20 protein-coding genes and 1 pseudogene are annotated in these 20,682 nt (G+C 67.1%); 13 read left to right on the top strand and 8 right to left on the bottom strand.

Going from position 1 to position 20,682, the window contains the following annotated elements; all coding sequences use genetic code 11:
* Positions 1-450: 450 nt before the first annotated feature.
* From mltG to fabG, 4 genes and pseudogenes are all read right to left on the bottom strand, one after another.
* A pseudogene (gene mltG, locus AC6IW9_RS03300) lies at positions 451-1,498 on the bottom strand (endolytic transglycosylase MltG); the annotation flags it as partial.
* A 214-nt stretch (positions 1,499-1,712) separates the two neighbouring features.
* Positions 1,713-2,975, bottom strand: coding sequence for a beta-ketoacyl-ACP synthase II (gene fabF / locus AC6IW9_RS03295; protein ID WP_497769135.1), 1,263 nt, complete (start codon positions 2,973-2,975; stop codon positions 1,713-1,715).
* A 115-nt stretch (positions 2,976-3,090) separates the two neighbouring features.
* Positions 3,091-3,330, bottom strand: a complete 240-nt coding sequence (locus AC6IW9_RS03290) for an acyl carrier protein (RefSeq protein WP_116637600.1) — start codon at positions 3,328-3,330, stop codon at positions 3,091-3,093.
* A 270-nt stretch (positions 3,331-3,600) separates the two neighbouring features.
* Positions 3,601-4,338 (bottom strand): 3-oxoacyl-[acyl-carrier-protein] reductase, encoded by a 738-nt coding sequence (fabG, locus tag AC6IW9_RS03285; protein ID WP_497769134.1) that lies wholly within the window; start codon positions 4,336-4,338, stop codon positions 3,601-3,603.
* 338 nt (positions 4,339-4,676) lie between these two features.
* On the opposite strand from fabG, the gene AC6IW9_RS03280 reads away from it, so the two are divergent.
* Complete coding sequence (locus tag AC6IW9_RS03280) at positions 4,677-5,522, top strand: outer membrane protein (RefSeq protein WP_497769133.1); 846 nt, start codon at positions 4,677-4,679, stop codon at positions 5,520-5,522.
* A gap of 51 nt (positions 5,523-5,573) precedes the next feature.
* On the opposite strand, the gene fabD is transcribed toward AC6IW9_RS03280, so the two are convergent.
* On the bottom strand, positions 5,574-6,515 hold the full coding sequence (fabD, locus tag AC6IW9_RS03275) for an ACP S-malonyltransferase (protein WP_497769132.1): 942 nt from the start codon (positions 6,513-6,515) through the stop codon (positions 5,574-5,576).
* Positions 6,516-6,967: 452 nt separating this feature from the next.
* Between fabD and rpsD the strand changes: the two genes are divergently transcribed.
* From rpsD to AC6IW9_RS03255, 4 genes are all read left to right on the top strand, one after another.
* Complete coding sequence (gene rpsD / locus AC6IW9_RS03270) at positions 6,968-7,585, top strand: 30S ribosomal protein S4 (protein WP_497769131.1); 618 nt, start codon at positions 6,968-6,970, stop codon at positions 7,583-7,585.
* A gap of 162 nt (positions 7,586-7,747) precedes the next feature.
* Positions 7,748-8,344: a MarR family winged helix-turn-helix transcriptional regulator gene (locus AC6IW9_RS03265; RefSeq protein WP_497769130.1), complete on the top strand. Its 597-nt coding sequence runs from the start codon at positions 7,748-7,750 to the stop codon at positions 8,342-8,344.
* Between the two features lie 100 nt (positions 8,345-8,444).
* A complete protein-coding gene (locus AC6IW9_RS03260; RefSeq protein ID WP_497769129.1) occupies positions 8,445-8,681 on the top strand; it encodes a thioredoxin family protein in 237 nt (78 codons plus the stop codon).
* 91 nt (positions 8,682-8,772) lie between these two features.
* Complete coding sequence (locus AC6IW9_RS03255) at positions 8,773-9,465, top strand: MOSC domain-containing protein (RefSeq protein ID WP_497769128.1); 693 nt, start codon at positions 8,773-8,775, stop codon at positions 9,463-9,465.
* 43 nt (positions 9,466-9,508) lie between these two features.
* Here AC6IW9_RS03255 and AC6IW9_RS03250 read toward each other — a convergent pair whose 3' ends face one another.
* Positions 9,509-11,299, bottom strand: a complete 1,791-nt coding sequence (locus AC6IW9_RS03250) for a phytoene desaturase family protein (protein ID WP_497769127.1) — start codon at positions 11,297-11,299, stop codon at positions 9,509-9,511.
* Between AC6IW9_RS03250 and AC6IW9_RS03245 the strand changes: the two genes are divergently transcribed.
* The 5 genes from AC6IW9_RS03245 to recO all read left to right on the top strand — a co-directional run bounded on the left by AC6IW9_RS03245 (position 11,277) and on the right by recO (position 16,040).
* Positions 11,277-14,180, top strand: a complete 2,904-nt coding sequence (locus AC6IW9_RS03245; RefSeq protein ID WP_497769126.1) for a glycosyltransferase — start codon at positions 11,277-11,279, stop codon at positions 14,178-14,180. The two genes, AC6IW9_RS03250 and AC6IW9_RS03245, sit on opposite strands and share 23 nt — an antisense overlap.
* 33 nt (positions 14,181-14,213) lie before the next feature.
* Positions 14,214-14,618 carry a hypothetical protein gene (locus AC6IW9_RS03240; protein ID WP_497769125.1) on the top strand — a complete coding sequence of 135 codons (405 nt, stop codon included), beginning with the start codon at positions 14,214-14,216 and terminating at the stop codon, positions 14,616-14,618.
* Positions 14,619-14,645: 27 nt separating this feature from the next.
* Positions 14,646-14,918, top strand: coding sequence for a DUF6460 domain-containing protein (locus AC6IW9_RS03235; RefSeq protein ID WP_497769124.1), 273 nt, complete (start codon positions 14,646-14,648; stop codon positions 14,916-14,918).
* A gap of 102 nt (positions 14,919-15,020) precedes the next feature.
* Positions 15,021-15,251, top strand: coding sequence for a DUF1737 domain-containing protein (locus tag AC6IW9_RS03230; RefSeq protein ID WP_497769123.1), 231 nt, complete (start codon positions 15,021-15,023; stop codon positions 15,249-15,251).
* Between the two features lie 66 nt (positions 15,252-15,317).
* Positions 15,318-16,040 (top strand): DNA repair protein RecO, encoded by a 723-nt coding sequence (gene recO, locus AC6IW9_RS03225; RefSeq protein WP_497769122.1) that lies wholly within the window; start codon positions 15,318-15,320, stop codon positions 16,038-16,040.
* A 4-nt stretch (positions 16,041-16,044) separates the two neighbouring features.
* On the opposite strand, the gene AC6IW9_RS03220 is transcribed toward recO, so the two are convergent.
* Positions 16,045-16,293, bottom strand: coding sequence for a hypothetical protein (locus AC6IW9_RS03220; RefSeq protein WP_497769121.1), 249 nt, complete (start codon positions 16,291-16,293; stop codon positions 16,045-16,047).
* A gap of 204 nt (positions 16,294-16,497) precedes the next feature.
* On the opposite strand from AC6IW9_RS03220, the gene parC reads away from it, so the two are divergent.
* Complete coding sequence (gene parC, locus AC6IW9_RS03215; RefSeq protein ID WP_497769119.1) at positions 16,498-18,756, top strand: DNA topoisomerase IV subunit A; 2,259 nt, start codon at positions 16,498-16,500, stop codon at positions 18,754-18,756.
* A gap of 35 nt (positions 18,757-18,791) precedes the next feature.
* The gene (locus AC6IW9_RS03210; RefSeq protein WP_497769116.1) at positions 18,792-19,160 is read left to right on the top strand and encodes a BrnA antitoxin family protein; all 369 of its coding nucleotides are present in this window, start codon (positions 18,792-18,794) and stop codon (positions 19,158-19,160) included.
* Between the two features lie 289 nt (positions 19,161-19,449).
* On the opposite strand, the gene AC6IW9_RS03205 is transcribed toward AC6IW9_RS03210, so the two are convergent.
* Positions 19,450-19,980 carry a PaaI family thioesterase gene (locus tag AC6IW9_RS03205; RefSeq protein ID WP_497769113.1) on the bottom strand — a complete coding sequence of 177 codons (531 nt, stop codon included), beginning with the start codon at positions 19,978-19,980 and terminating at the stop codon, positions 19,450-19,452.
* Between the two features lie 172 nt (positions 19,981-20,152).
* Between AC6IW9_RS03205 and AC6IW9_RS03200 the strand changes: the two genes are divergently transcribed.
* On the top strand, positions 20,153-20,659 hold the full coding sequence (locus tag AC6IW9_RS03200) for a winged helix-turn-helix transcriptional regulator (RefSeq protein WP_497769111.1): 507 nt from the start codon (positions 20,153-20,155) through the stop codon (positions 20,657-20,659).
* Positions 20,660-20,682: the final 23 nt, after the last annotated feature.

Below are 20,682 nucleotides of genomic sequence, written 5' to 3'. Positions count from 1 at the left end.
GGTCTGAGATGTCGTCGGTCGCTTCGGCGACGGCGGCGTCCGCCTCCTCTTCCGGCGGCTCGGCGAACAATTGCGCCACATCGGCCATCGCCGGCCGGGCGCGCTGCGCGAAATCCGTGACGAACAGCGGCGGCGCGACAGACGGCAGAGCGGCGCGCTGGAGGGCGAGACGCAGGCTCTCCGCATTCTCGCCGGCGTATTCGGGCGGCACGTCGGGCAGATAGGCGCCGAGCCGCTTCAAGGCGCCGTGATCGGCGGTGACGCGCAGTCCGCGCGGATGATCCTCGCGGGGCTCGCCCACGATGATCAGCCGGCCGATCCCGTCGGCTTCCCCGCGCCGGCGGCGCGCCGGCGGCGCGGGGGGCTGGGATGGATCCGGCTGCGGCGCCGGACCGACGAGGCCTCCGGGATCGGCGCGGTCGATTCCGGCCGCGCCCTTGTCCTTCTGCTCTCTCTCGATCTGCCGCCAGCGCTGCACATTGCGCTGATGCTGGTCCAATGTCTCGGCGAATACATGGCCGCCGGTCCCGTCGGCCACGAAATAGAGGTCCTGGGTGCGCGAGGGATTGGCGGCCGCCTCGAGCGCGGCCTTTCCCGGATTGGCGATCGGCCCCGGCGGCAGACCATCGACCGTATAAGTGTTGTAGGGCGTCCATTTCTCGAGCTCGGACCGCAATATGCCGCGCCCGAGCGTCGCCTTGCCGCCGACGAGGCCGTAGACGATGGTCGGATCGGACTGCAGCCGCATGCCCTTGCGCAGGCGATTGACGAAGACTGCTGCGACGCGCGGCCGCTCGTCGGCACGGCCCGTCTCCTTCTCGACGATCGACGCCAAGGTGACGAGCTCATAGGGCGTCTTGATCGGCAGGTCGGGCGAGCGGCGCGACCAGATATGGTCGAGAAACTTGCGCTGGTCCTCCTGCATCTTCGCCAGGAGCTTGGCGCGCGGATAGCCGCGGGCGACCTTGTAGGTCTCCGGCAGCAGGGCGCCTTCCTTGGGAACCTCCGGCATGTCGCCAGCGAGCACGTCATTGTCGCGCAGCCGCGCCAGCACCTGGTCGGTGGTGAGCCCTTCGGGGATGGTGACGCCGTGCAGCAGCTGCCGTCCGTTGACGAGCTCGTCCATCACTTCGCGCAGGCTGGCGTTCTGCTTGAACAAATATTCGCCCGGCTTCAGCTTGGAGCGCGCGCCCTCGACGAGCAGCGCGACATTCATCAACATCGGGCTGTCGATGACGCCCTCGCGCTCGAGCGTCGCGAGAATGTCGGGAACGTCGCTGCGCGGCGCGATATAGACGATCTTCTCGGCGCCGAGCGGACCCGGCTCGCGCAGCTTGTGCAAGACGGCTATGACGCCGAACACGCCGGCGATGGCGAACAGCAGCAGCGCCGACAAGAATCCGCTGAGCGCCGAGAGCGCCCCCTCGCGGCGCTTGGCGCGCCGGGGCGGCGGCGGGGGCGGGGCGTCGGGCTGCAGCGCCTGGCTCGCGCTCTGCAGGCTCGCGCGCCGACGGAAGAACGATGACGAATTCTGTCCCGTCGGCTCGGGCGGGCCGCGCTCCGGCTGGTCCGGCGGGCCGTTCTGAGCATCGCTCATCGGAGCACTCCGTCTTCTCGTTTGGTCACGCGCGTCGTCGATCGGCTCGAGTCGTTCGAGGCCGCAGGGCGGAGCCGCAGCCGATCTTTCATATAGCGCGAAAGAAAAGCCCCGGCTATTGCACGCGCCGGAACACCAGCGACGCATTGGTGCCGCCGAAGCCGAACGAATTGGACAGAGCGATATCGATCGTCCGCGCGCGCGCCTCGTGCGGAACGAGATCGACCGCCGTCTCGACGGACGGATTGTCGAGATTGCGCGTCGGCGGAGCGATATTATTCTGCATGGCGAGGATGGAGTAGATCGCCTCCACCGCCCCGGCCGCGCCGAGCAGGTGGCCGATCGCCGACTTGGTCGAGGACATCGACAGCTTCGGCCGCTCATTGCCGATCAGCCGATGCACGGCGGCGAGCTCGATCTCGTCGCCGAGCGGCGTCGAGGTGCCGTGCGCATTCACATAATCCACATCGCAGATGCGCAGGCCCGCCCGCTTCAGCGCCGCCGCCATGCAGCGATAGGCGCCGTCGCCGTCGGGCGCCGGAGCGGTGATGTGATAGGCGTCGCCCGACATTCCATAGCCGACGAGCTCCGCATAGATGCGCGCGCCGCGGGCCTCGGCGTGCTCATAGGATTCGAGCACCACGACGCCGGCGCCCTCTCCCATCACGAAGCCGTCGCGGTCGCGGTCATAGGGACGCGAGCCCGCCTCCGGGCGGTCGTTGAAGCCCGTGGAGAGCGCGCGGCAGGCGGCGAAGCCCGCGACGCCGATGCGGTTGACCGGCGATTCGGCGCCGCCCGCGACCATGACCTCGGCTTCGCCGAGCGCGATGAGCCGGCCTGCGTCGCCGATGGCGTGCGCGCCGGTCGAGCAGGCGGTCACCACCGCATGATTGGGTCCCTTGAGGCCATGCATGATGGAGACATAGCCGGAGGCGAGATTGATGATGCGGCCGGAGATGAAGAAGGGCGAGACGCGGCGCGGGCCCTTCTCCTTCAGAATGAGGGAGGTCTCGTAGATGCCGCCGAGCCCGCCGATGCCGGAGCCGATCAGCACGCCGGTCTGCTCCTGCTTCTCGGGCGTGTCGGTCGTCCAGCCGGCGTCGGCCAGCGCCTGCGTCGCGGCGCTGGCCGCATAGACGATGAAATCGTCGACCTTGCGCTGCTCCTTGGGCTCGAACCACGCGTCGGCGTCGAAGCTGCCGTTCGAGCCGTCGCCGCGCGGGACGATTCCCGCGATCTGGCAGGGCAGATCGGACGCTTCGAACGTGTCGATGCGGCGAAAACCATGCTCGCCCGCGATCAGCCGCTTCCAATTGACGTCGACGCCGCAGCCCAGCGGCGAGACGATGCCGAGCCCAGTAACCACCACCCTTCGCATATGATCGCTCTCGAGCGCTTCTCTCAATCCACGTCCGACGGACGCCGCATGTCACGAGGAAACGCGACGCCGATCCCGAAGAGGACCATTTGCGCCGCGCGACAAGCGCCCGCTCTCAGGCGGCCTTGGCTTTTTCCAGGAAGGCGACCGCGTCGCCGACCGTGAGGATCGTCTCGGCGGCGTCGTCGGGAATCTCGACGCCGAATTCCTCCTCGAAGGCCATGACCAGCTCGACGGTGTCGAGCGAGTCGGCTCCGAGATCATCGATGAAATTCGCTTTGTCGACCACCTTGTCGGGCTCGACGCCGAGATGTTCGACAACGATCTTCTTTACGCGCTCGGCGACATCGCTCATCTGTTCTGATCCTCGTTCGATTGATCTGCTGATACCGATTTCGTGGCGCCGGGACGACATCGACCCGGCCGCGCTCGATCGCTCAGGGGATAAACCTCTTCACCTTCCCGCTCATCGGCTCACGCGACTTGGGCGGAATGTCGCCTTTCGGGAAACGAACCGAAGGCTCGCCCGACTCTACGAACGGCGGCTCCCCCGGCCAGCGTCGCGTCTGGTAGCATAATTCATTCGCCATGGCGAGGGGGGCGGCGCATGCGTCCCGCCGCAGCTTCAGATCATCGCCATTCCGCCGTTCACATGCAGAGTCTGGCCGGTGACATAGGCCGCCTCGTCGCTCGCGAGATAGACGACGGCCCCGGCCACGTCCGCCCCGGTCCCGAGACGGCCGGCCGGCACGGCGCGCAGGATCGCCTCCTTCTGCGCGTCGGTCAGCGCGTCGGTCATCGGCGTCGCGATGAAGCCCGGCGCCACGCAATTGGCGGTAATGCCGCGCGAGGCGACCTCGGCCGCGAGCGATTTCGTCATGCCGATCATGCCGGCCTTGGAGGCGGCGTAATTGCCCTGGCCCGGATTGCCTGTCACCCCCACGACCGAGGTGACGCCGATGATCCGGCCGAAGCGCTTGCGCATCATGCCGCGCAGGGCCGCCCGCGACAGGCGGAACGCCGAGGTCAGATTGACGTCGAGCACCGCCTCCCAATCCTCGTCCTTGAGCCGCATGAACAGCATATCGCGGGTCATCCCGGCGTTGTTGACGAGAATGTCGAGGCCGCCGAGCGCCTTCTCGGCCGCGGGAACCAGAGCTTCGGTCTGAGCCTTGTCGGCGAGGTCGCAGGGCAGCGCATGGGCGCGCTCGCCCAATTCGGCGGCCAGCGCCTGCAGCGCGTCGAGCCGCGTTCCGGAGAGCGCCACAGCCGCGCCGCGCGCGTGCAGGGCGCGCGCGATGTCGCTGCCGATGCCGCCGCTCGCGCCGGTCACCAGAGCCGTCTTTCCGGTCAGATCGAACATGTCTTCCCCATCCGTTTTTTCGGCTGTATACGGCGCCGGGCGCGCGCCGCGCAATCGCCGGCCGAATTGCGCGGGAGGGGTGGGACTAGGTAGTTTTTCGGAGCTCATATCCGTAGTCTACGTATAATTTCGAAGCATTCACAAGGATACTTAAGGGTGCTTGTTTGCAACAGTGCTGATATAAATCACAGAAACATGTCGTTTCCAGCAGGTATGCAGTTTACAGGACCGCTCATTTACGAAATCTTCGCTTCGTGGCGGTTCAAATGCTTGTGACGCACGAGCCGAACAGCGATTGGTGTGCGCGCGCCATTTTTTATGAATCGAAGGAGCTATCTATGAATATGAAGTTTTCCGCCCTCGCGGTCGCCGCAGCGCTGGTCTCCGGCTCGGCTGCCGCCGCCGACCTGCCGTCCCGCAAGGAGGCTCCGGTGTTTGTTCCGCCGCCGGTCTTTTCCTGGACCGGCCCCTATATCGGCCTCAACCTCGGCGGCAGCTGGCTCACCCGCAACCATGATTGGAACAATTGGGGCTGGGGGTGGAACAATTGGAACAACAACAACAGCGGCTCGAACGGCGGCGTCTCCGGCGGCCTGCAGATCGGCTATAACTACCAGCTGAGCCCGCTGTTCGTCGTGGGCCTCGAGACCGATTTCCAGGGCACGAGCATCGGCGGCGGCGGCAACAACAATTGGTGGGGCTGGGGGGGCGTCGGCGGGGGCGGCTGGTGGAACAATTTCGACCGTGAGCGGGTGCCGTGGTTCGGCACGGTCCGCGGCCGCCTCGGCGTCGCCCTGCTCGATTCGCGCCTGCTGATCTACGGCACGGGCGGCTTCGGCTATGGCGAGGTGAACCGGCCCGGCTGGGGCTGGTGGGGCAACAACAACAATGGCAACATCCGCACCGGCTGGACCGCGGGCGGCGGCGTCGAATGGGCCTTCCTGCCCAACTGGTCGGCCAAGATCGAATATCTCTATACCGAGCTCGACAATAACAATAACAACAACAATAACGCTTGGCTGTTTACGGCTCTGCCCGCCTTCCAGTCGGGACCGGGCGTCGTCGGCGTCGGCGCCTGGGGCTGGAACTGGAACCGTCACCGCACCCAGATCAACACGGTGCGCGCCGGCGTGAATTATCATTTCAATCTGTTCACGCCCGCTCCGGTCGTCGCCAGATACTGAACGTCCCGCGGCGTCCCGAAGCCCGGCCGTTTCGGCCGGGCTTTTCTCACGTCAGACGAAGCTGCGATAGGCATCGAGATCGGCCGGCGCGCCGACGCTGATTCCCGCCGCCTGCGGCGCGATTCGTTTCAGCAGGCCGGTCAGCACCTTGCCGGAACCGCATTCGACGAATTTGTCGACGCCCTGCCCGGCCATGAAGGCGACGCTCTCGCGCCAGCGCACCGTTCCCGTCACCTGCTCCGCGAGCAGACCGCGGATCTCCTCTGGATCTCGCGCCGCGCCTGCGGTGACATTGGCGACAACGGGGACGCGCGGCGCGTGGACCGTCGTCGCGGCCAGCGCCGCCCGCATGGTCTCGGCCGCGGGCTGCATCAACGCGCAATGGAAGGGGGCCGATACGGGCAGGGCAATGGCGCGCTTCACGCCGCGCCCTTTGGCGATCTCGATCGCCCGCTCCACTGCGGCCTTCGTCCCCGAGACGACGATCTGCCCGCCGCCATTGTCATTGGCGACCTGGCACACGGCGCCCTGCGCCGCCTCCGCGGCGATCTCGCAGGCCGCCTCGAGCTCCACGCCGAGCAGGGCGGCCATGGCTCCCGCGCCCACCGGGACGGCCGCCTGCATCGCCTGTCCCCGCAGCCGCAGCAGGCGCGCCGTATCGGCGATCGAGAGGGCGCCGGCGGCGGCCAGCGCCGAATATTCGCCGAGCGAATGGCCGGCCACAAAGGCGGCGTCAGCGGCGAGATCGAGCCCCGCCCGCGTCTCCAGCACGCGGATGGCGGCGAGCGAGACGGCCATCAGCGCCGGCTGCGCGTTGGCGGTCAGCGTCAGCTCGGCCTCCGGGCCCTCGAACATCAGAGTCGAGAGGGGCGCGCCCAGCGCGTCGTCGATCTCGGCGAAGACGGCGCGCGCCTCGGCGAAAGCCTCGTCCAGCGTCTTGCCCATGCCGACCGCCTGCGACCCCTGACCCGGAAATAGAAAAGCCCTCGCCATGCGCTGCTCGCCCCGTCTCGTTGCGTCGATGGGCGCGCCGAGTGGCGCATGGGCGAAAGCCTGTCAAGTGCGCGGCTCCGCGACGCCAGGGCGATCTTGTGAAGGCTCCCTCATGCCGAGGAGGCTCCGAAGGAGCCGTCTCGAAGCACGCGGAGCCTTCACCCGATCGCCCGGCACGGGCGTCTCATGCGGGTTGACTTCCGCAGCCGGGACGACTAGCAACCCGCGTCCGGCCGAAGCGCGCTTCAGCCGGCGCGCACCCGCGGCTGTCCCTCGTCGTCTTCGTCCAGGGATAAGCCTGTCGGCCGGATCGTCCGGCAGAGGAGGGCGCGTTCTTTCGACGCCCAGGTGACATTTCCTCGGCGCGGGAACGTGGTTCGGCGTCGCTCGCCTTTCTCGGGCGGGCGCGGCGTCCTTTTCCGCGCGAGGATGCGAGAAGAGGACGCAAGCAAGTGACGAAACGCGCGGAAGCCAAATACAAGATCGATCGCCGCATCGGCCAGAACATCTGGGGCCGTCCGAAGAGCCCGGTGAACCGGCGCGAATATGGCCCCGGCCAGCACGGCCAGCGCCGCAAGGGCAAGCTCTCCGACTTCGGCACGCAGCTCAAGGCGAAGCAGAAGTTGAAGGGCTATTACGGCAATATCTCCGAGAAGCAGTTCCGCAAATATTATGCGGAGGCCATCCGCCTCAAAGGCGACTCGGGCGACAATCTGATCGGCCTGCTCGAGCGCCGGCTCGACGCGGTCGTCTATCGCGCCAAATTCGTGCCGACCGTCTTCGCCTCGCGCCAATTCATCAACCACGGCCATATCAAGGTGAACGGCCGCCGCGTGAACATCCCCTCCTACCTCGTGAAGATCGACGACGTCGTCGAGGTGAAGGAGAGCTCCAAGCAGGCGGTCACCGTGCTCGAGGCGGCGGCGCTCGGCGAGCGCGACGTGCCGGAATATTACGAGGTCGACCACAACAAGATGACCGCCAAGCTGACGCGCGTGCCGCTGCCGGCGGAAGTTCCCTATCCGGTGCAGATGGAGCCGAACCTCGTCATCGAATTCTATTCGCGCTGACGATCGTCGAATTCGCGAAGGCAGGGCGTCCCCTTCGGGACGCCCTTTTCGCTTGACGCATATAAATAGGAGTCCTATGTTATTTCCATGTCGCCCTTCGACGCCCTCTCGACCCCTTTGCCTCGCCGCCTCCGCGAGGGCCTGGATCGCATCGGCGCCGTTATGCGGGCGGAGCGATGGGGCGCGGCCGAGGGGGCCGCTGTAACGCCCACGCAGCTCGACGCCCTCACGTTCGTCGCCGCGCGCGGCGACAAGGGCGCGCGGCTTCGCGCCGTCGCGGAGCATCTCGCCGTTTCACAGCCGACCGCCACCGATTCGGTCGCGGCGCTCATGCGCAAAGGCCTGCTGACGAAGACGCCGGACCCGGAGGACGGCCGTGCGATCGTGCTGCGCGCCACCGGCGCCGGGCGGGAGGCCTCGTCGGCCGCCGCGCGCGAGGATTCGTCGATAGAGCGGGCGCTCGCGACGCTGCCGCCGCAAGAGCAGCAGGACTTGCTGCGTCTCGTCATCAAGACCATTCGCGCCTTGCAGGAAGCGAAGGCGATCGCGCCGCAGCGGCTCTGCGTCACCTGCCGCCACTTTCGCCCTCATGTCCATGCCGATGCGGAGCTGCCGCATCATTGCGCGCTGGTCGACGCGCCCTTCGGCGGGCGGCATCTGCGCCTCGACTGCGGCGAGCACGACGAGGCTTCGCCGCTGCAGCAGGACGCGGCCTGGTCGAGTTTTCTGCGCCCGGCCGCCGCCGCGGCGGGCGGGTGATCGAGAGGGGAGTTTCTCGGGGGCGGCCGTCCGCCTCCGCGGAAACGCGGCGCGCGAAAGCGCGCCGTGCGACGAGGCCGAACAGAGGAGGATCAAGGCCATGGCACGGAAAGCGACCTTCTATCATGCGGGCTGCCCGGTTTGCGCGGATGCGGAGACCGCCTTCGCCCACGCTCTCGACCCGAAGGAATTCGACGTCGAGGTCGTGCATCTCGGCCAGGACAAGTCGCGCCTGCCCGAGGCGGAGAAAGCCGGCGTGAAATCGGTGCCGGCGTTCGTCATCGACGGGCGCGCCTATCACATCAATTTCGGCGCGGATCTCGCCGCGCTGAAATAACGTCGGCATCGCGCCGCCGCTGTCCCTTCCGCTGCTCCGAACTCGCCTCGCCGGACCCTGCGTCCGAGCGAGGCCCTTTTGCGAGGACTCCATGGTTTCCCTTTCGATCGAGACGATGTTCGCGGCTCATTCGTTGCTTCCGCTCGGGCCGCGCGCCGCGCCGAGCGGAATCGCCAAGACCGCCGCGCCGGCCCCGTGGCGCATCATGAGCACAGGTCTCGAATGCGACCGACAGGGCGATCCCGTCCATCACGGGGGCGAGGAGAAGGCGCTGCATCATTATCCGCGCGACCATTACGCGCGCTGGTTCGACGAGGAGCCGTCGCTCGCCGAGGCGCTGGCGGCGGCGCCCGCCTTCGGAGAGAATATTTCGACTTTCGGCCTCACCGAGGAGAATGTCTGTGTCGGCGACGTCTACATGCTCGGCTCGGCCGTGGTGCAGGTGAGCCAGGGTCGCCAGCCCTGTTGGAAGCTCAACGTCCATTTCCGACGCAAAGACATGGCGCGTCGGGTTCAGGAGAGCGGCCGCACCGGCTGGTACTATCGCGTGCTGCGCGAGGGCGTCGTTCGACCGGGCGACCGGCTGGAGCTGATCGAGCGGCCGCTGCCCGACTGGCCTTTATCGCGGCTCAATGAAATGCTCTATCGCCGCACGCTGGATTTCCGTTCGCTGGAACGGATGGCGAAGCTGCCCGAGCTCGCGGCGCCTTGGCGCGAGCTCGCCGCGCGCCGTCTCGAGCGACGCGTGGTCGAAGATTGGTCGTCGCGGCTCGAGGGCGCGTGAGGCTCCCTGCTTCGATGGCGAGCCTGCACGCTCGCTCGAGCCGTCAGGCGTCGCGGCCCGAAAGATCGGCCGCAGCGAGCTTCGCCGATTCGGCGCCCGACAGCATCGCGCCGTTGAAGCCGTGCTCGCCGCCGAAGGCGGAGGCGAGATAGAGGCGCGGGATCGGCGTGCGCGGCGTGCGCGGGAAGCCCGAGAGGATGGATTGGGTCGGCGGCAGAGAGGCGAAGCCGTAGACCGCCCCATCCGGCGTGTTGAGATAGCCCTGCATGGATTGCGCATTGAGCAGCGTGCGCTCCTGCACGAGGCCGGAGAAGCCGGGATAATCCTCGTCGAGCCGAGCCTGCAGCGCGTCGAGCCATTGCTCGCGGCGCGTGCGCGCATCGTCGCGCGAGAGGCCGCGCCAATTGTCGATCCGGTCGAGGCCCAGCACGCTGAGCAGGATCGGCGGCGTGTCCCATAGTCCGGAATCGACGGCGCTGAAATTGGCGATGCCATAGGCCGGCAGCCGGCCCTTCGGCGCATCGGCGAGCAGGGTCGCGCCGGCGCCGTAATCGTCGAAGGAGCGGGTCTCGGGAGGCAGCACGATGCTCGAATAATCGGCGAGTCCGACCGTATCGGGCTTGGCGGAAAGGCCGAAATGGGCGCAGAACAGCGAGGTCGAGAGTTCTCGCGCGCCGAAGGCCTCCACAAGGGCGGCGCGTCCCGCCTCCGGCAGCAGATCGGCGGCGATATTCGGGCCGCAATTGGCGAGCACGATGCGCGCCGAAATGCGCTCCTCCTCCTCGCCGGACTTGCGGGCGACATGACGGACGGCGACGGGATGGCCTTCGCCGTCGAGCTCGATCGCGCTCGCCGTGCGGCCGAGGCGCACGACGCCGCCGGCCTTGGTGATCGCCTTGGCGAGCTTCAGGCTCAGCTGGCGCGAGCCGCCTTTGATATAGGCGCCGCCCGAGCCGATATAGGCCCCCTGCGCCAGCGCGTAGAAAATGAACCACATGCGCTTGGGATCGTCGCCATAATAGGCGAGGTTGGCGGCGAGCGCCGCCTTCAGCCCTTCCTCCTCGCCGAATTCGCGCGCGAAGACCTCGGACAGCGAGGCGCGCCAGTCGGCGGCGACCGGGCCGATCTCGGCGAGACCCTTCACGAGCTTGGAAATCGAGCGGTCCTCGCGCGCAGTGGAGAGATTCCAGAGCGAATCCTGGATCTGGTCGATGCGGTCGAGAAAGGCGCCGATCGCCTCGGCCTTGGCGGGAAAGCGCGCCGAGAGGGCGTCCTTGGCGGCGTCGAAGCCGACCGGCAGGACGAAAGGCTCGTCGAGCGGGCCGCCGCGAACGGTGTAGAGCGGTCCCGTGGGCATCCATTCGATCTCGTTCAGAATGCCGAGCTCGTCGAGAATGCGGTGCTTCACGTCGCGCGGATTGCGCGGATCGGAGGTCTGGTGGAGCGAGGCCTCGACCGTCAGCGAGCCGACCTTGTAGACGGAGGCGGCGCCGCCGAGGCTGAAGTTGCGCTCGAGCAGGCAGACGCCATAACCCTGCTTCGCGAGCAGGGCTCCTGCGGTCAGGCCGCCGAGGCCCGAGCCGATCACCACCACGTCGAATTGCTTGGCTTCCGTCACGATCGCGCCTTTCGCCTCCGGTTTCGGCCCGCGCGAGCTTACCCGTTGTTGTGCGCCGGTCAAAGGCTCGCGACTGCGCCGCCGGCCGCAAACTTTACAATGATGACGGAATTTCCTACTGGCGGGAGCAGGCGAAGGGTCCTCGCGGGACGGCGTCTCGCCTCTATCGATCGATCGGGACGAACGAAAGCGGATGCTGCGACGATTGGCGATCATGATCGGCGTTCGGGCCGGGCGCGGCCTCACGCATTTCGACAAGGATTATTACGCGGCGACCTATCCGGACGTCGTCGCCGCGGGCCTCGATCCCCTCACTCATTTCCTGAAGCACGGCTGGCGGGAAGGACGCAATCCGTCCTGGAGTTTTCACACGCTCTATTATCGCGACAGGAATCCGAGCTGCGGACGGCGCGAGAATCCGCTCGTCCATTATGCGGCGAATAAGCGCAGGCAACGTCTCTTCGTCTTCCCCGAGTCGGACGAGGAGCTCATCGAGCTGCAGAAGCGCGTCGTCGCGAGCCATTTCGACGCGGAGTTCTATCGGCTGAAATATCTCGGAGGCGACCTCGTCACGGAGCCGCTGGACCATTATCTCCGCACCGGCTGGACCTCGGGTTTCGATCCCTCGCCCGATTTCTCGACGCAGAACTATCTCGACGCCAACGCGCATGTGCGCGCCGCCAAGGTCAGCCCGCTCTATCATCATGTCGCGACGCGCTCGATGGCGTCGTCCGCGCGCGCGCGCTCCGTTGCGCCCGTGGCGCGCCACGACGCGGTCGTCGCGACGATCGCGGAGGAGTTCGACGCGGCCTTCTATTCGCGCGCCAATCCCGACGTCGATCCGGCGAAGATCGATCCGCTCGCCCATTATGTGAAACACGGCTGGCGTGAAGGACGCGATCCCAACGCGGTCTTCTGGACGTCTCATTATCTGTCGAGCAATCCCGATGTGCGCGTTTCGGGAGAAAATCCTTTCTATCATTATATCGTCCGCGGGCGCGGCGAGGGTCGAAAGCCCAATCCCGTCGGCCCCTCCGTCTGGCCGCCGCCGAAGGCGCCGAGCGTGCAGGAATGGGAGCTCGCCGTCGCCGCGGCGAATGTCGCGAACGCCGAGATCGATGTCGTCGTTCCGGTCTATCGGGGTTATGACGAGACTCTCGCGAGCATCCACGCCGTTCTCGCCAATGCGCAGCAGACGCCGTTCAATCTCCGCGTCGTCAATGATAGTAGCCCCGACGCCGCGCTGACCGACGCTCTGCGCCGCCTCTCGGCGCGCGGCCTCTTCGACTATCTGGAGAATGAGGAGAATCTCGGCTTCGTGCGCACGGTCGATAGAGCGCTCGAGCGGCGCGCGCGGCGCGACGTCGTCATCCTCAATTCCGACGCGATCGTGCATGGCGACTGGATCGACCGGCTGCTCGCTCATGCGCGGCGCGACGCGAAGATCGCGACGATCACGCCCTTCTCCAACAATGCGACGATCTGCAGCTATCCCGTCCCCAACCGTGACAATCTGCTGGAGCTCGAAGTTTCGTTCGCCGAGCTCGACGATTTCGCGAGAGTGTGCAACGAAGGCGCGCGCACGATCGTGCCGACCGGCGTCGGCTTCTGCATGTATATGCGCGGCGCCGTCATCGACGAGATCGGGGCGTTCGACGCCGAGACCTTCGGCCGCGGCTATGGCGAGGAGAACGATTTCTGCATGCGCGCGGCCAAGGCCGGCTATGTCAATGTCTTCGCGCATGATATATTCGTCCGTCACACCGGCCGCGTCTCCTTCGCCGAGCGCGCGACGAGAGAGCGGGCGGCCAATCAGATCGCGCTGCATGCGAAGCATCCCGACTATCCGATGCGCATCGCGCTCCATGCGCGCGCCGATCCCGCGCTGGAGGCGCGCATTCGTCTCGATCTCTATCGTCTGGCGCGGAGCTTTCGTCGGCGCGTCGCGGTGATGGTCACGCATGCGATCCGCGGCGGCGTCGCGACGCATATCGGCGATCTCGCGAAGCGGCTGGGAGAGGAAGGCTTCGACGTCCTGCTCATGAAGCTCGGCGCGAGCGGCGGCGACGATATTCGGTTCGAGACGGCGGCCGCCGCTTCGATCTATGCGCCTTCGCTCGGCGCGCTGTCGATTGCGCGCCATGCGCAGACGATCGAGGATTTCATCTCCTGGCTGCGTCCAGAAATCGTCCACGTCCATTCCTTCGTCGGGCTCGACTGGACGGCGACCATGAGCCTCATGTCGATGATCGAGCGCGCCGCGCCGGAGTTCTATTGCACGCTGCATGACTACACGGCGCTCTGCCATCGCCATCATCTGGTGACGCCGCAGGGCGCCTATTGCGCCGAGCGCCGGGTCGAGACCTGCCGCTCCTGCGTTCGCGCCGACAAGGAGCATGCGCATATCATCGATCCGGCCGAGCGGGAGACGCGCTACGGCGCCTTCTACGAAAGGGCGAAGCGCGTCTTCGTTCCCTCGCGCGATACGGCCGAGCGCGTCGCGCGCGCTTTTCCGAATGTGCGGACGCAGCTGCGTCCGCATGAATATGCGCCGCCGGCGATCCGCGAGCCCGAGCTTCCGGCGGATGCGCCCTTGCGCCTCGCGGTGATCGGCGCGATCACCCTGCACAAGGGCGCGTCGCTGCTGCATGCGCTGGCGCTCGACGCGAGAGTTCGCGCTCTGCCCATCCAATTCCGCATCATCGGCTCATCCGTGCTGCGCGAGGAGCTCGAGGAGGAGGGCGTCGTCGAGACGGGCCATTATCCGACCGACGACGCGGGTCTGGCGCTGCTCGAGGAGTGGCGGCCGCATCTCGCCTTCTTCCCCTCCATCTGGCCCGAGACCTTCTGCTACACGCTCTCGCTGGCGCTCGCGGCCGGCGTGCCCCCCGTCGTCTTCGACATCGGCGCTCCGGCGGAGCGGCTGCGCGAGGCGGAGCAGGGGCATATACTTGATATCGCGCTGGCCGCCGCGCCTTCGGCGCTCAACGACGCGCTGCTCGCCCTGCCGCTCGAGGCGCTCTGGAAAAAACGGCGGCGCTACGAGCCGTGGTCATATCCGCGCCTCGTCGCGGATTATTATGAGGCGAACGGCTAGCCGCCATCGGCCGCCGGCAGCCGGGAGACGCCCATGCGCGCGCTTTCGATCCTCTGCTTCTTGTTCTGCTGCGCCGGCGCCGCCCGCGCCGAAGACCCGCCGCCCGCGCCGGAGACCGGCCGCTTCGCCATGACGCCGGCCCCGAACGGCTTCCTGCGGCTCGACAAGGAGACCGGCGCCGTCGCCCATTGCGCCGTCGAGGACGGCCTCTCCGTTTGCCGGGCGGCGGCCGACGAGCGCGCCGCGCTCGAGGCCGAGATCGCGCGCCTCTCCCGCGAGAACGCCGAGCTGCGCGCCAAGCTCGGCGGCGCCGAGGCCCCGAAAAAGCCTATGCCTGGAGAACAGGAGCTCGAACGCGCCCTCTCCTTTACCGAAAAATTCGTGCGGCGCATGATGAAGCTCTTCCGCGAGGAGACGCCCGAGGGCGAGCGGCTCTGACCGGCGGCTCGAAAGTCAAGGACCATCATGTCTTCGATCGATAATTTTCTCGGCGGCTCGCCGCTGCAGGTGTTCGTCAAGCTCCTGTTCGTGTCGCTGGTCGTCGGCGCGCTGCTGATGTGGCTGGAACTGCGGCCGAGCGATCTGCTACACGGCGTGCAGCGCTTCTTCGACCATATTTCCTCGCTCGGCGTCGGCGCGGTGAAGCTCGTCGCCGAATATGTCCTGACCGGCGCGATGATCGTGGTGCCCGTTTGGCTGGTCCTGCGCCTGTTCAAGCTCGGCGGCGGGAAGGGGTGAGGCGCCAAAATCCTCTTGCGCGGGGCGCCCCGTCCATGGATTGAGGGATGAGGGCCGCGGCGATCCCCGCCGCGCGGCCATCCCAATTCCCAGAGGCTGACGATGTCCAATGGACGAGGCAAGCGGTCGACCGTCTATCGCTATCTGACCGGGCCGGACGACGCCGAATTCTGCAAGCGCGTCACCGAGGCGCTGAGCCTCGGCTGGTCGCTCTACGGCTCGCCGACGCTGACCTTCGACACGGCGAAAGGCCGGGTGATCTGCGGCCAGGCGATCACGAAGGATGTCGAGGGTTTCGACTATTCGCCGGACGTGAAGCTCTCGGAGGTCTAGAGCGCGTTCGCTCGAACGGAATCGTTCGAGCGATCCGAATTCGCTCCAAGCAAAAAGAGAGCGCCCATGGAATGGCGGGACGAAGGGCTCGTCGTCGGCGTGCGCCGCCACGGCGAGTCCGCGGTCATATTGGAGCTGATGACGAAGGCGCACGGCCGCCATCTCGGCCTCGTGCGCGGCGGCTCCGGCCGCGCGCTTCGTTCGGTCCTGCAGGTCGGCAACAGCGTCGAGGCGGCATGGCGGGCGCGGCTCGAGGAGCATCTCGGCTCTTATGCGGTGGAGCCGCTGCGCTCGCGCGCGGCGCGGCTCCTCGACCGCGCCTTCGCCCTGCACGGGGTCGCCCATCTCGCCGCGCTGCTGCGCCTGCTGCCGGAGCGTGACCCGCACGGCGAACTGTTCGATATGGCGGAAGTCATCGCCGACCGGCTCGATTCGCTCGATCTCGCCCCGGCGCTGATGGCGCGCTTCGAGCTGGCGCTGCTGAGGGCGCTCGGCTTCGGCCTCGATCTCGAGCGCTGCGCGCTCACCGGCGCGAGCGAGGACCTCGCCTATGTCTCGCCCAAGACCGGCCGGGCGGTGACCCGCGAAGCCGGCGCGCCCTGGAGCGACAGGCTGCTGCCCTTTCCCGGCTTTCTGCAGGACGCCGCGCGCGCGCCGGCCGATTCGGCCGAGCTCGCCGCGGCCTTTCGCCTGACGGGGCATTTTCTTTCCCGCGACGTGTTCACGCCGCGCGGACTGGAGACGCCGCAGGCCCGCGCGCTCTATGTGGGCGCGGCCGCGAATTCCTGACCGGTCAGCGATCGTCCTCGCAGACGACGCGCTTCTCGCGGCTCGTCACCCCATAGCCCTCGTCCACGGGAACTTCGACCTCCTTGCACAGCGCTTCGGGCGAAGCGGCGCGCCGCTCGGCCTTTCCGGACGCGGGCTCGTCCGGCCCCTGCGCGAGCCAATCGAGGAGCGGAAAGTCGAAAGGCCCGGCGTCGGCGCGCGTCAGCGACAGCCCGGCGACGAGCGTGAACAGGATCAACAGCGGCTTCTTCATGGAGAGGCTCGAAGAAAATGCGCCCCGGCGTCGACGCGGCCGGCGGGCCGCTCGTCCGAAGCGTCGCCGTCTTACTGGAACTGGGGCGCAGCGGCAATGCTTCGCGCGGGATATGGTTCACGCTCCGGCGGGGGCGGGCTATAGACGACGCTTCGGGCGCGGGCGCCGAATCGCTCGGCCCGGGCGGAGGAAGGAGCGTTCGACATGGCCAAGAGCGGAACGCCGGCGGGCGAGGCCGGCGGCGGCGAGGCGCTGATCCCGGTCGAGCTGCGCGAGGCGCTCGAGGAGCGCTATCTCACTTACGCCCTCTCCACCATCACCGGCCGCGCCCTCCCCGACGCGCGCGACGGGCTGAAGCCCGTCCACCGGCGCATCCTCTACGGCATGCAGACCTTGCGCCTCGCGCCGGACGCGCCGTTCAAGAAATGCGCGAAGATCGTCGGCGATGTGATGGGCTCCTTCCATCCGCATGGCGACCAGGCGATCTATGACGCCCTGGTGCGCCTCGCCCAGGATTTCTCCTCGCGCTATCCGCTGGTCGACGGCCAGGGCAATTTCGGCAATGTCGACGGCGACGCCGCCGCCGCCTATCGCTACACCGAGGCGCGCATGACCGCCGTCGCGCGTCTGCTGCTCGAGGGCATAGACGAGGACGCGATCGACTTCCGCCCGAATTATTCGGGCGAGGAGCAGGAGCCGGTCGTGCTGCCGGCGGCGCTCCCCAATCTGCTGGCGAATGGCGCGCAGGGCATCGCCGTCGGCATGGCGACCTCCGTGCCGCCGCATAATCTCTCCGAGCTCTGCGACGCCGCGCTGTATCTGATCTCGCATCGGCAGGCGACCGCCGAGCAATTGCTGAACTTCGTGCAGGGACCGGACTTCCCGACCGGCGGAATCGTCGTCGATCCGCGCGCGCAGATCATCGAGACCTATCGCGCCGGACGCGGCTCTTTTCGCCTGCGCGCGCGCTGGCATAAGGAAGAGACCGCGCGGGGACAATGGGTGGCCGTGGTCACCGAGATTCCCTATGGCGTGCAGAAGTCGCGCCTGATCGAAAAACTCGCCGAGCTGATCGTCGAGAAGAAGGCGCCGCTCGCCGGCGATGTGCGCGACGAATCGGCGGAGGATGTGCGCGTCGTCATCGAGCCGCGCGCGCGCACCGTCGATCCGGCGCTGATGATGGAGACTTTGTTCAAGCTCTCCGAGCTGGAGATCCGCTTCCCCGTCAATATGAATGTGCTGGTCGACGGCGCCGTTCCGCGCGTCGTCTCGCTGGACGAGGCGCTGCGTCAATGGCTCGACCATCGCCGCGAAGTGCTGGAGCGCCGCTCGCGCCATCGCCTCGCCGCCATCATCCGCCGTCTCGAAGTGCTCGACGGCATGATCATCGTCTTCCTCAATCTCGACGAGGTGATCCGCATCATCCGCGAGGAGGACGAGCCGAAGCAGGTCTTGAAGTCGACCTTCGATCTCACCGACGTGCAGGTCGACTACATCCTCGACACGCGCCTGCGCGCCCTGCGCCGGCTGGAAGAAATGGAGCTGCGCAAGGAGCGCGAGAAGCTCGTCGAGGAGCGCGCCGAGATCGAGGCCCTGCTCGCCGACGAGGGCAAGCAATGGAAGGCGATCACGGCGCAGATTCGCGAGCTGAAGAAGATGGTGGGCGCCAACGCCGCTCTGGCCAAGCGCCGCACCACATTCGAGGATGCTCCGGAGGCGGCGGACATCGATCTCGCCGAGGCGTTGATCGAGCGCGAGCCGATCACCGTCGTCGTGTCGCAGAAGGGCTGGATCCGCGCGCTCAAGGGGCATGTGTCGGACCTGTCGCAATTGCAGTTCAAGGGCGACGACGCGCTCGACGTCTCCTTCTTCGCGCAGACGACGTCGAAGGTTCTGGCGCTCGCCTCCAACGGCAAGGCCTTCACGCTGGATGCAGCCAAGCTCCCCGGCGGGCGCGGCCATGGCGAGCCGATCCGGCTGATGGCCGACATCGACGAGGATGCGGCGATCGTGAAGGTTCTGCCGCATACGGCGGACGCGCTGCTGCTGCTCGTTTCCGACGACGGCCGCGGCTTCGTCGTCTCGCAGAACGATCTCGTCGCGACGACGCGCAAAGGCCGCGCGGTGTTCAATGTCGATCCGCCGGCGAAGCTCAGAATCGTCGTTCCCGCCGAGGGCGATCATGTCGCGATCGTCGGCGAGAACCGCAAGCTGCTGGTGTTCCCGCTCTCCGAGGCGCCGCAGATGGCGCGCGGCAAGGGCGTGCGGCTGCAGCGCTACAAGGACGGCGGCGTCGCCGATGCGAAGGTCTTTTCGTTGGCGGACGGTCTGAGCTGGACGGATTTGTCTGGCCGTGTCCACACGGTGGAGAAGCGCGAGTTGGCGGAATGGGTCGCCCATCGAGCCGAGGCGGGCCGGCTGCCGCCGCGGGGGTTCCCGAAGAACAATCGGTTCGGGGGTTGATTGTGTATGAATCATTTCGTTCAGGAGAGCGCGTCGTGTCGAAGAAAGAGCGCGTCGTCAGGCGCACGGATGACCAGCTGCGCGCGATGCAGGCGCGCGGACAGGATCAGAGCGATTGGGAGCGCGCCGCCGCGTTGTCGGAGGCGGAGATCGAGGCCGCCGTCTCCACAGATACGGACGAGGCCGAGACGATCTTCGACTGGTCGAAAGCATCGCTCGAGCTCTCGCAGCCGAAAGCCGTTCTCGACATGCGGATCGACCGCGACGTATTCCGCCTTCAGGGCAAAGGTTATCAGACCAAGATCAACGCGGTTCTGCGCTCTTACGTCGAGCAGGCGCGTCGGAACGCGAGCGATGGGAGAGGGGCCGATTCGACGCCGGATCAGGCTGCGCGAGGAGGATGATCTGCATGCGCCGGCGAAGATGGCGAGAGATCGAGCCATGACGAAAAAGGGCCACCGTAGCGACGCGCTTCATGAGATTGCCGAAGACCTGCATGCGGTCGGCGCGATCGACGAAGCGACCATCCGACGGTTCGACGCCGGCGGAGCCGCTCTCGTCCGACGCCATCGAGAAAATCCGCGGAAAAGCCAAGCGCCCTTCGCGTTGGCGCTGAATGTGAGCAAAATTCCTCTTCAGCAAAGGGAAGCGCGGCGAGAGCGTCGATCGATCCCGTCGCGATCTCGTGAGGCCTCAGCTCGGTGCGGCTTCAGTCGCGCTCGACGCCGTTTCGTTTTGTCCGGCGCCGATGATGAAGCAGGTCGTCGTCGCATGGGCGAGCAGGCGGCCCCGCGGGTCGGTCAGCCGTCCTTCGGCCGATGCGATCTGACGGCCGAGGTGAACGACCTTGCCTTCCGCGCTCACCTCGCCGGTCGCCGCGGTGAGGGCGCGAACATAATTCACCTTCAGCTCGATCGTCGTATAGCCCCAGCCGGCCTCCAGCATCGAATGCACGGCGCAGGCCATGCAGGAATCGAGCAGCGTCGCCGCATAGCCCCCATGCACCGAGCCGATCGGATTGTAATGGCGCTCGTCCGGCGTTCCCTTGAAGACGGCGCGGCCTCGTTCCAGCTCGGCCGGCAAGAAGCCGATCAGCGCGGCGATCGGCGGCGCCGGGAATCGGCCGTCCATCAGCCCGCGCAGGAACTCCATCCCGCCGAGCGAGCGTGCGACTTGCGGGGGAAGGACAACGGGCTGCGATGGGCGGAGCGGTGTATCGGTCATGGCGTATTATGCCCTTGGTGTGAGGGATGTCGGTGTGCGGTGCGCGCCAGAGCTCGCACGGGGAAGGCGTCACTGCGGCGCCGGCGCCTTCCGGGACGAGCCGCCCGTCGCCTCCGCCGCCAATTTGGTTCTTCTATGCAACCAAATATATTTGGTTGCGTCAATAGACCAAATGTGGTGCCGTCAGATCGGCATGAGGCGCAACGAGTTCCCGTCGCAGGTCTGCTCCGTCGCCCGGTCGCTGGAGATCGTCGGCGAGTGGTGGACGTTGCTGGTCGTGCGGGAGGCCTTCTTCGGCGCCGAACGCTTCGGCGAGTTCGAGGCCAATCTCGGCATCGCCCGGAACGTGCTGAGCGATCGGCTGAGCAAGCTCGTCGAGGCCGGAATATTCGACCGCGTCCCCGAGCCGGGGCGCGGCAATCCCGTGGCCTATCGCCTGACCGAGAAAGGCCGCGGCCTCCTGCCCGTGCTCGTGGCGCTGATGCAATGGGGCGACCGCTGGCTCAACAGCGGGCGCGAGCCGGTGAAGCTCCTCGAGCGGAAGACGGGAGAGGAAATCGCTCCCCTCGCCGTGTCGACGCGCGAGGGGCGGCCGCTCTCGGCGCGGGAGATCGTGCTGACGCCGGGCCCCGGCGCCGATGAAGCGATCGTGCGCCGCTTCGCCGACAAACCGAAATGAGGGGGCGAATGGCTCGGGAGAGC

The sequence above is a fragment of the Methylosinus sp. shoA genome, from assembly GCF_059718125.1.
The sequence above is the reverse complement of the archived record's forward strand: the minus strand, read 5'-3'. Positions and strand labels throughout refer to the sequence as shown.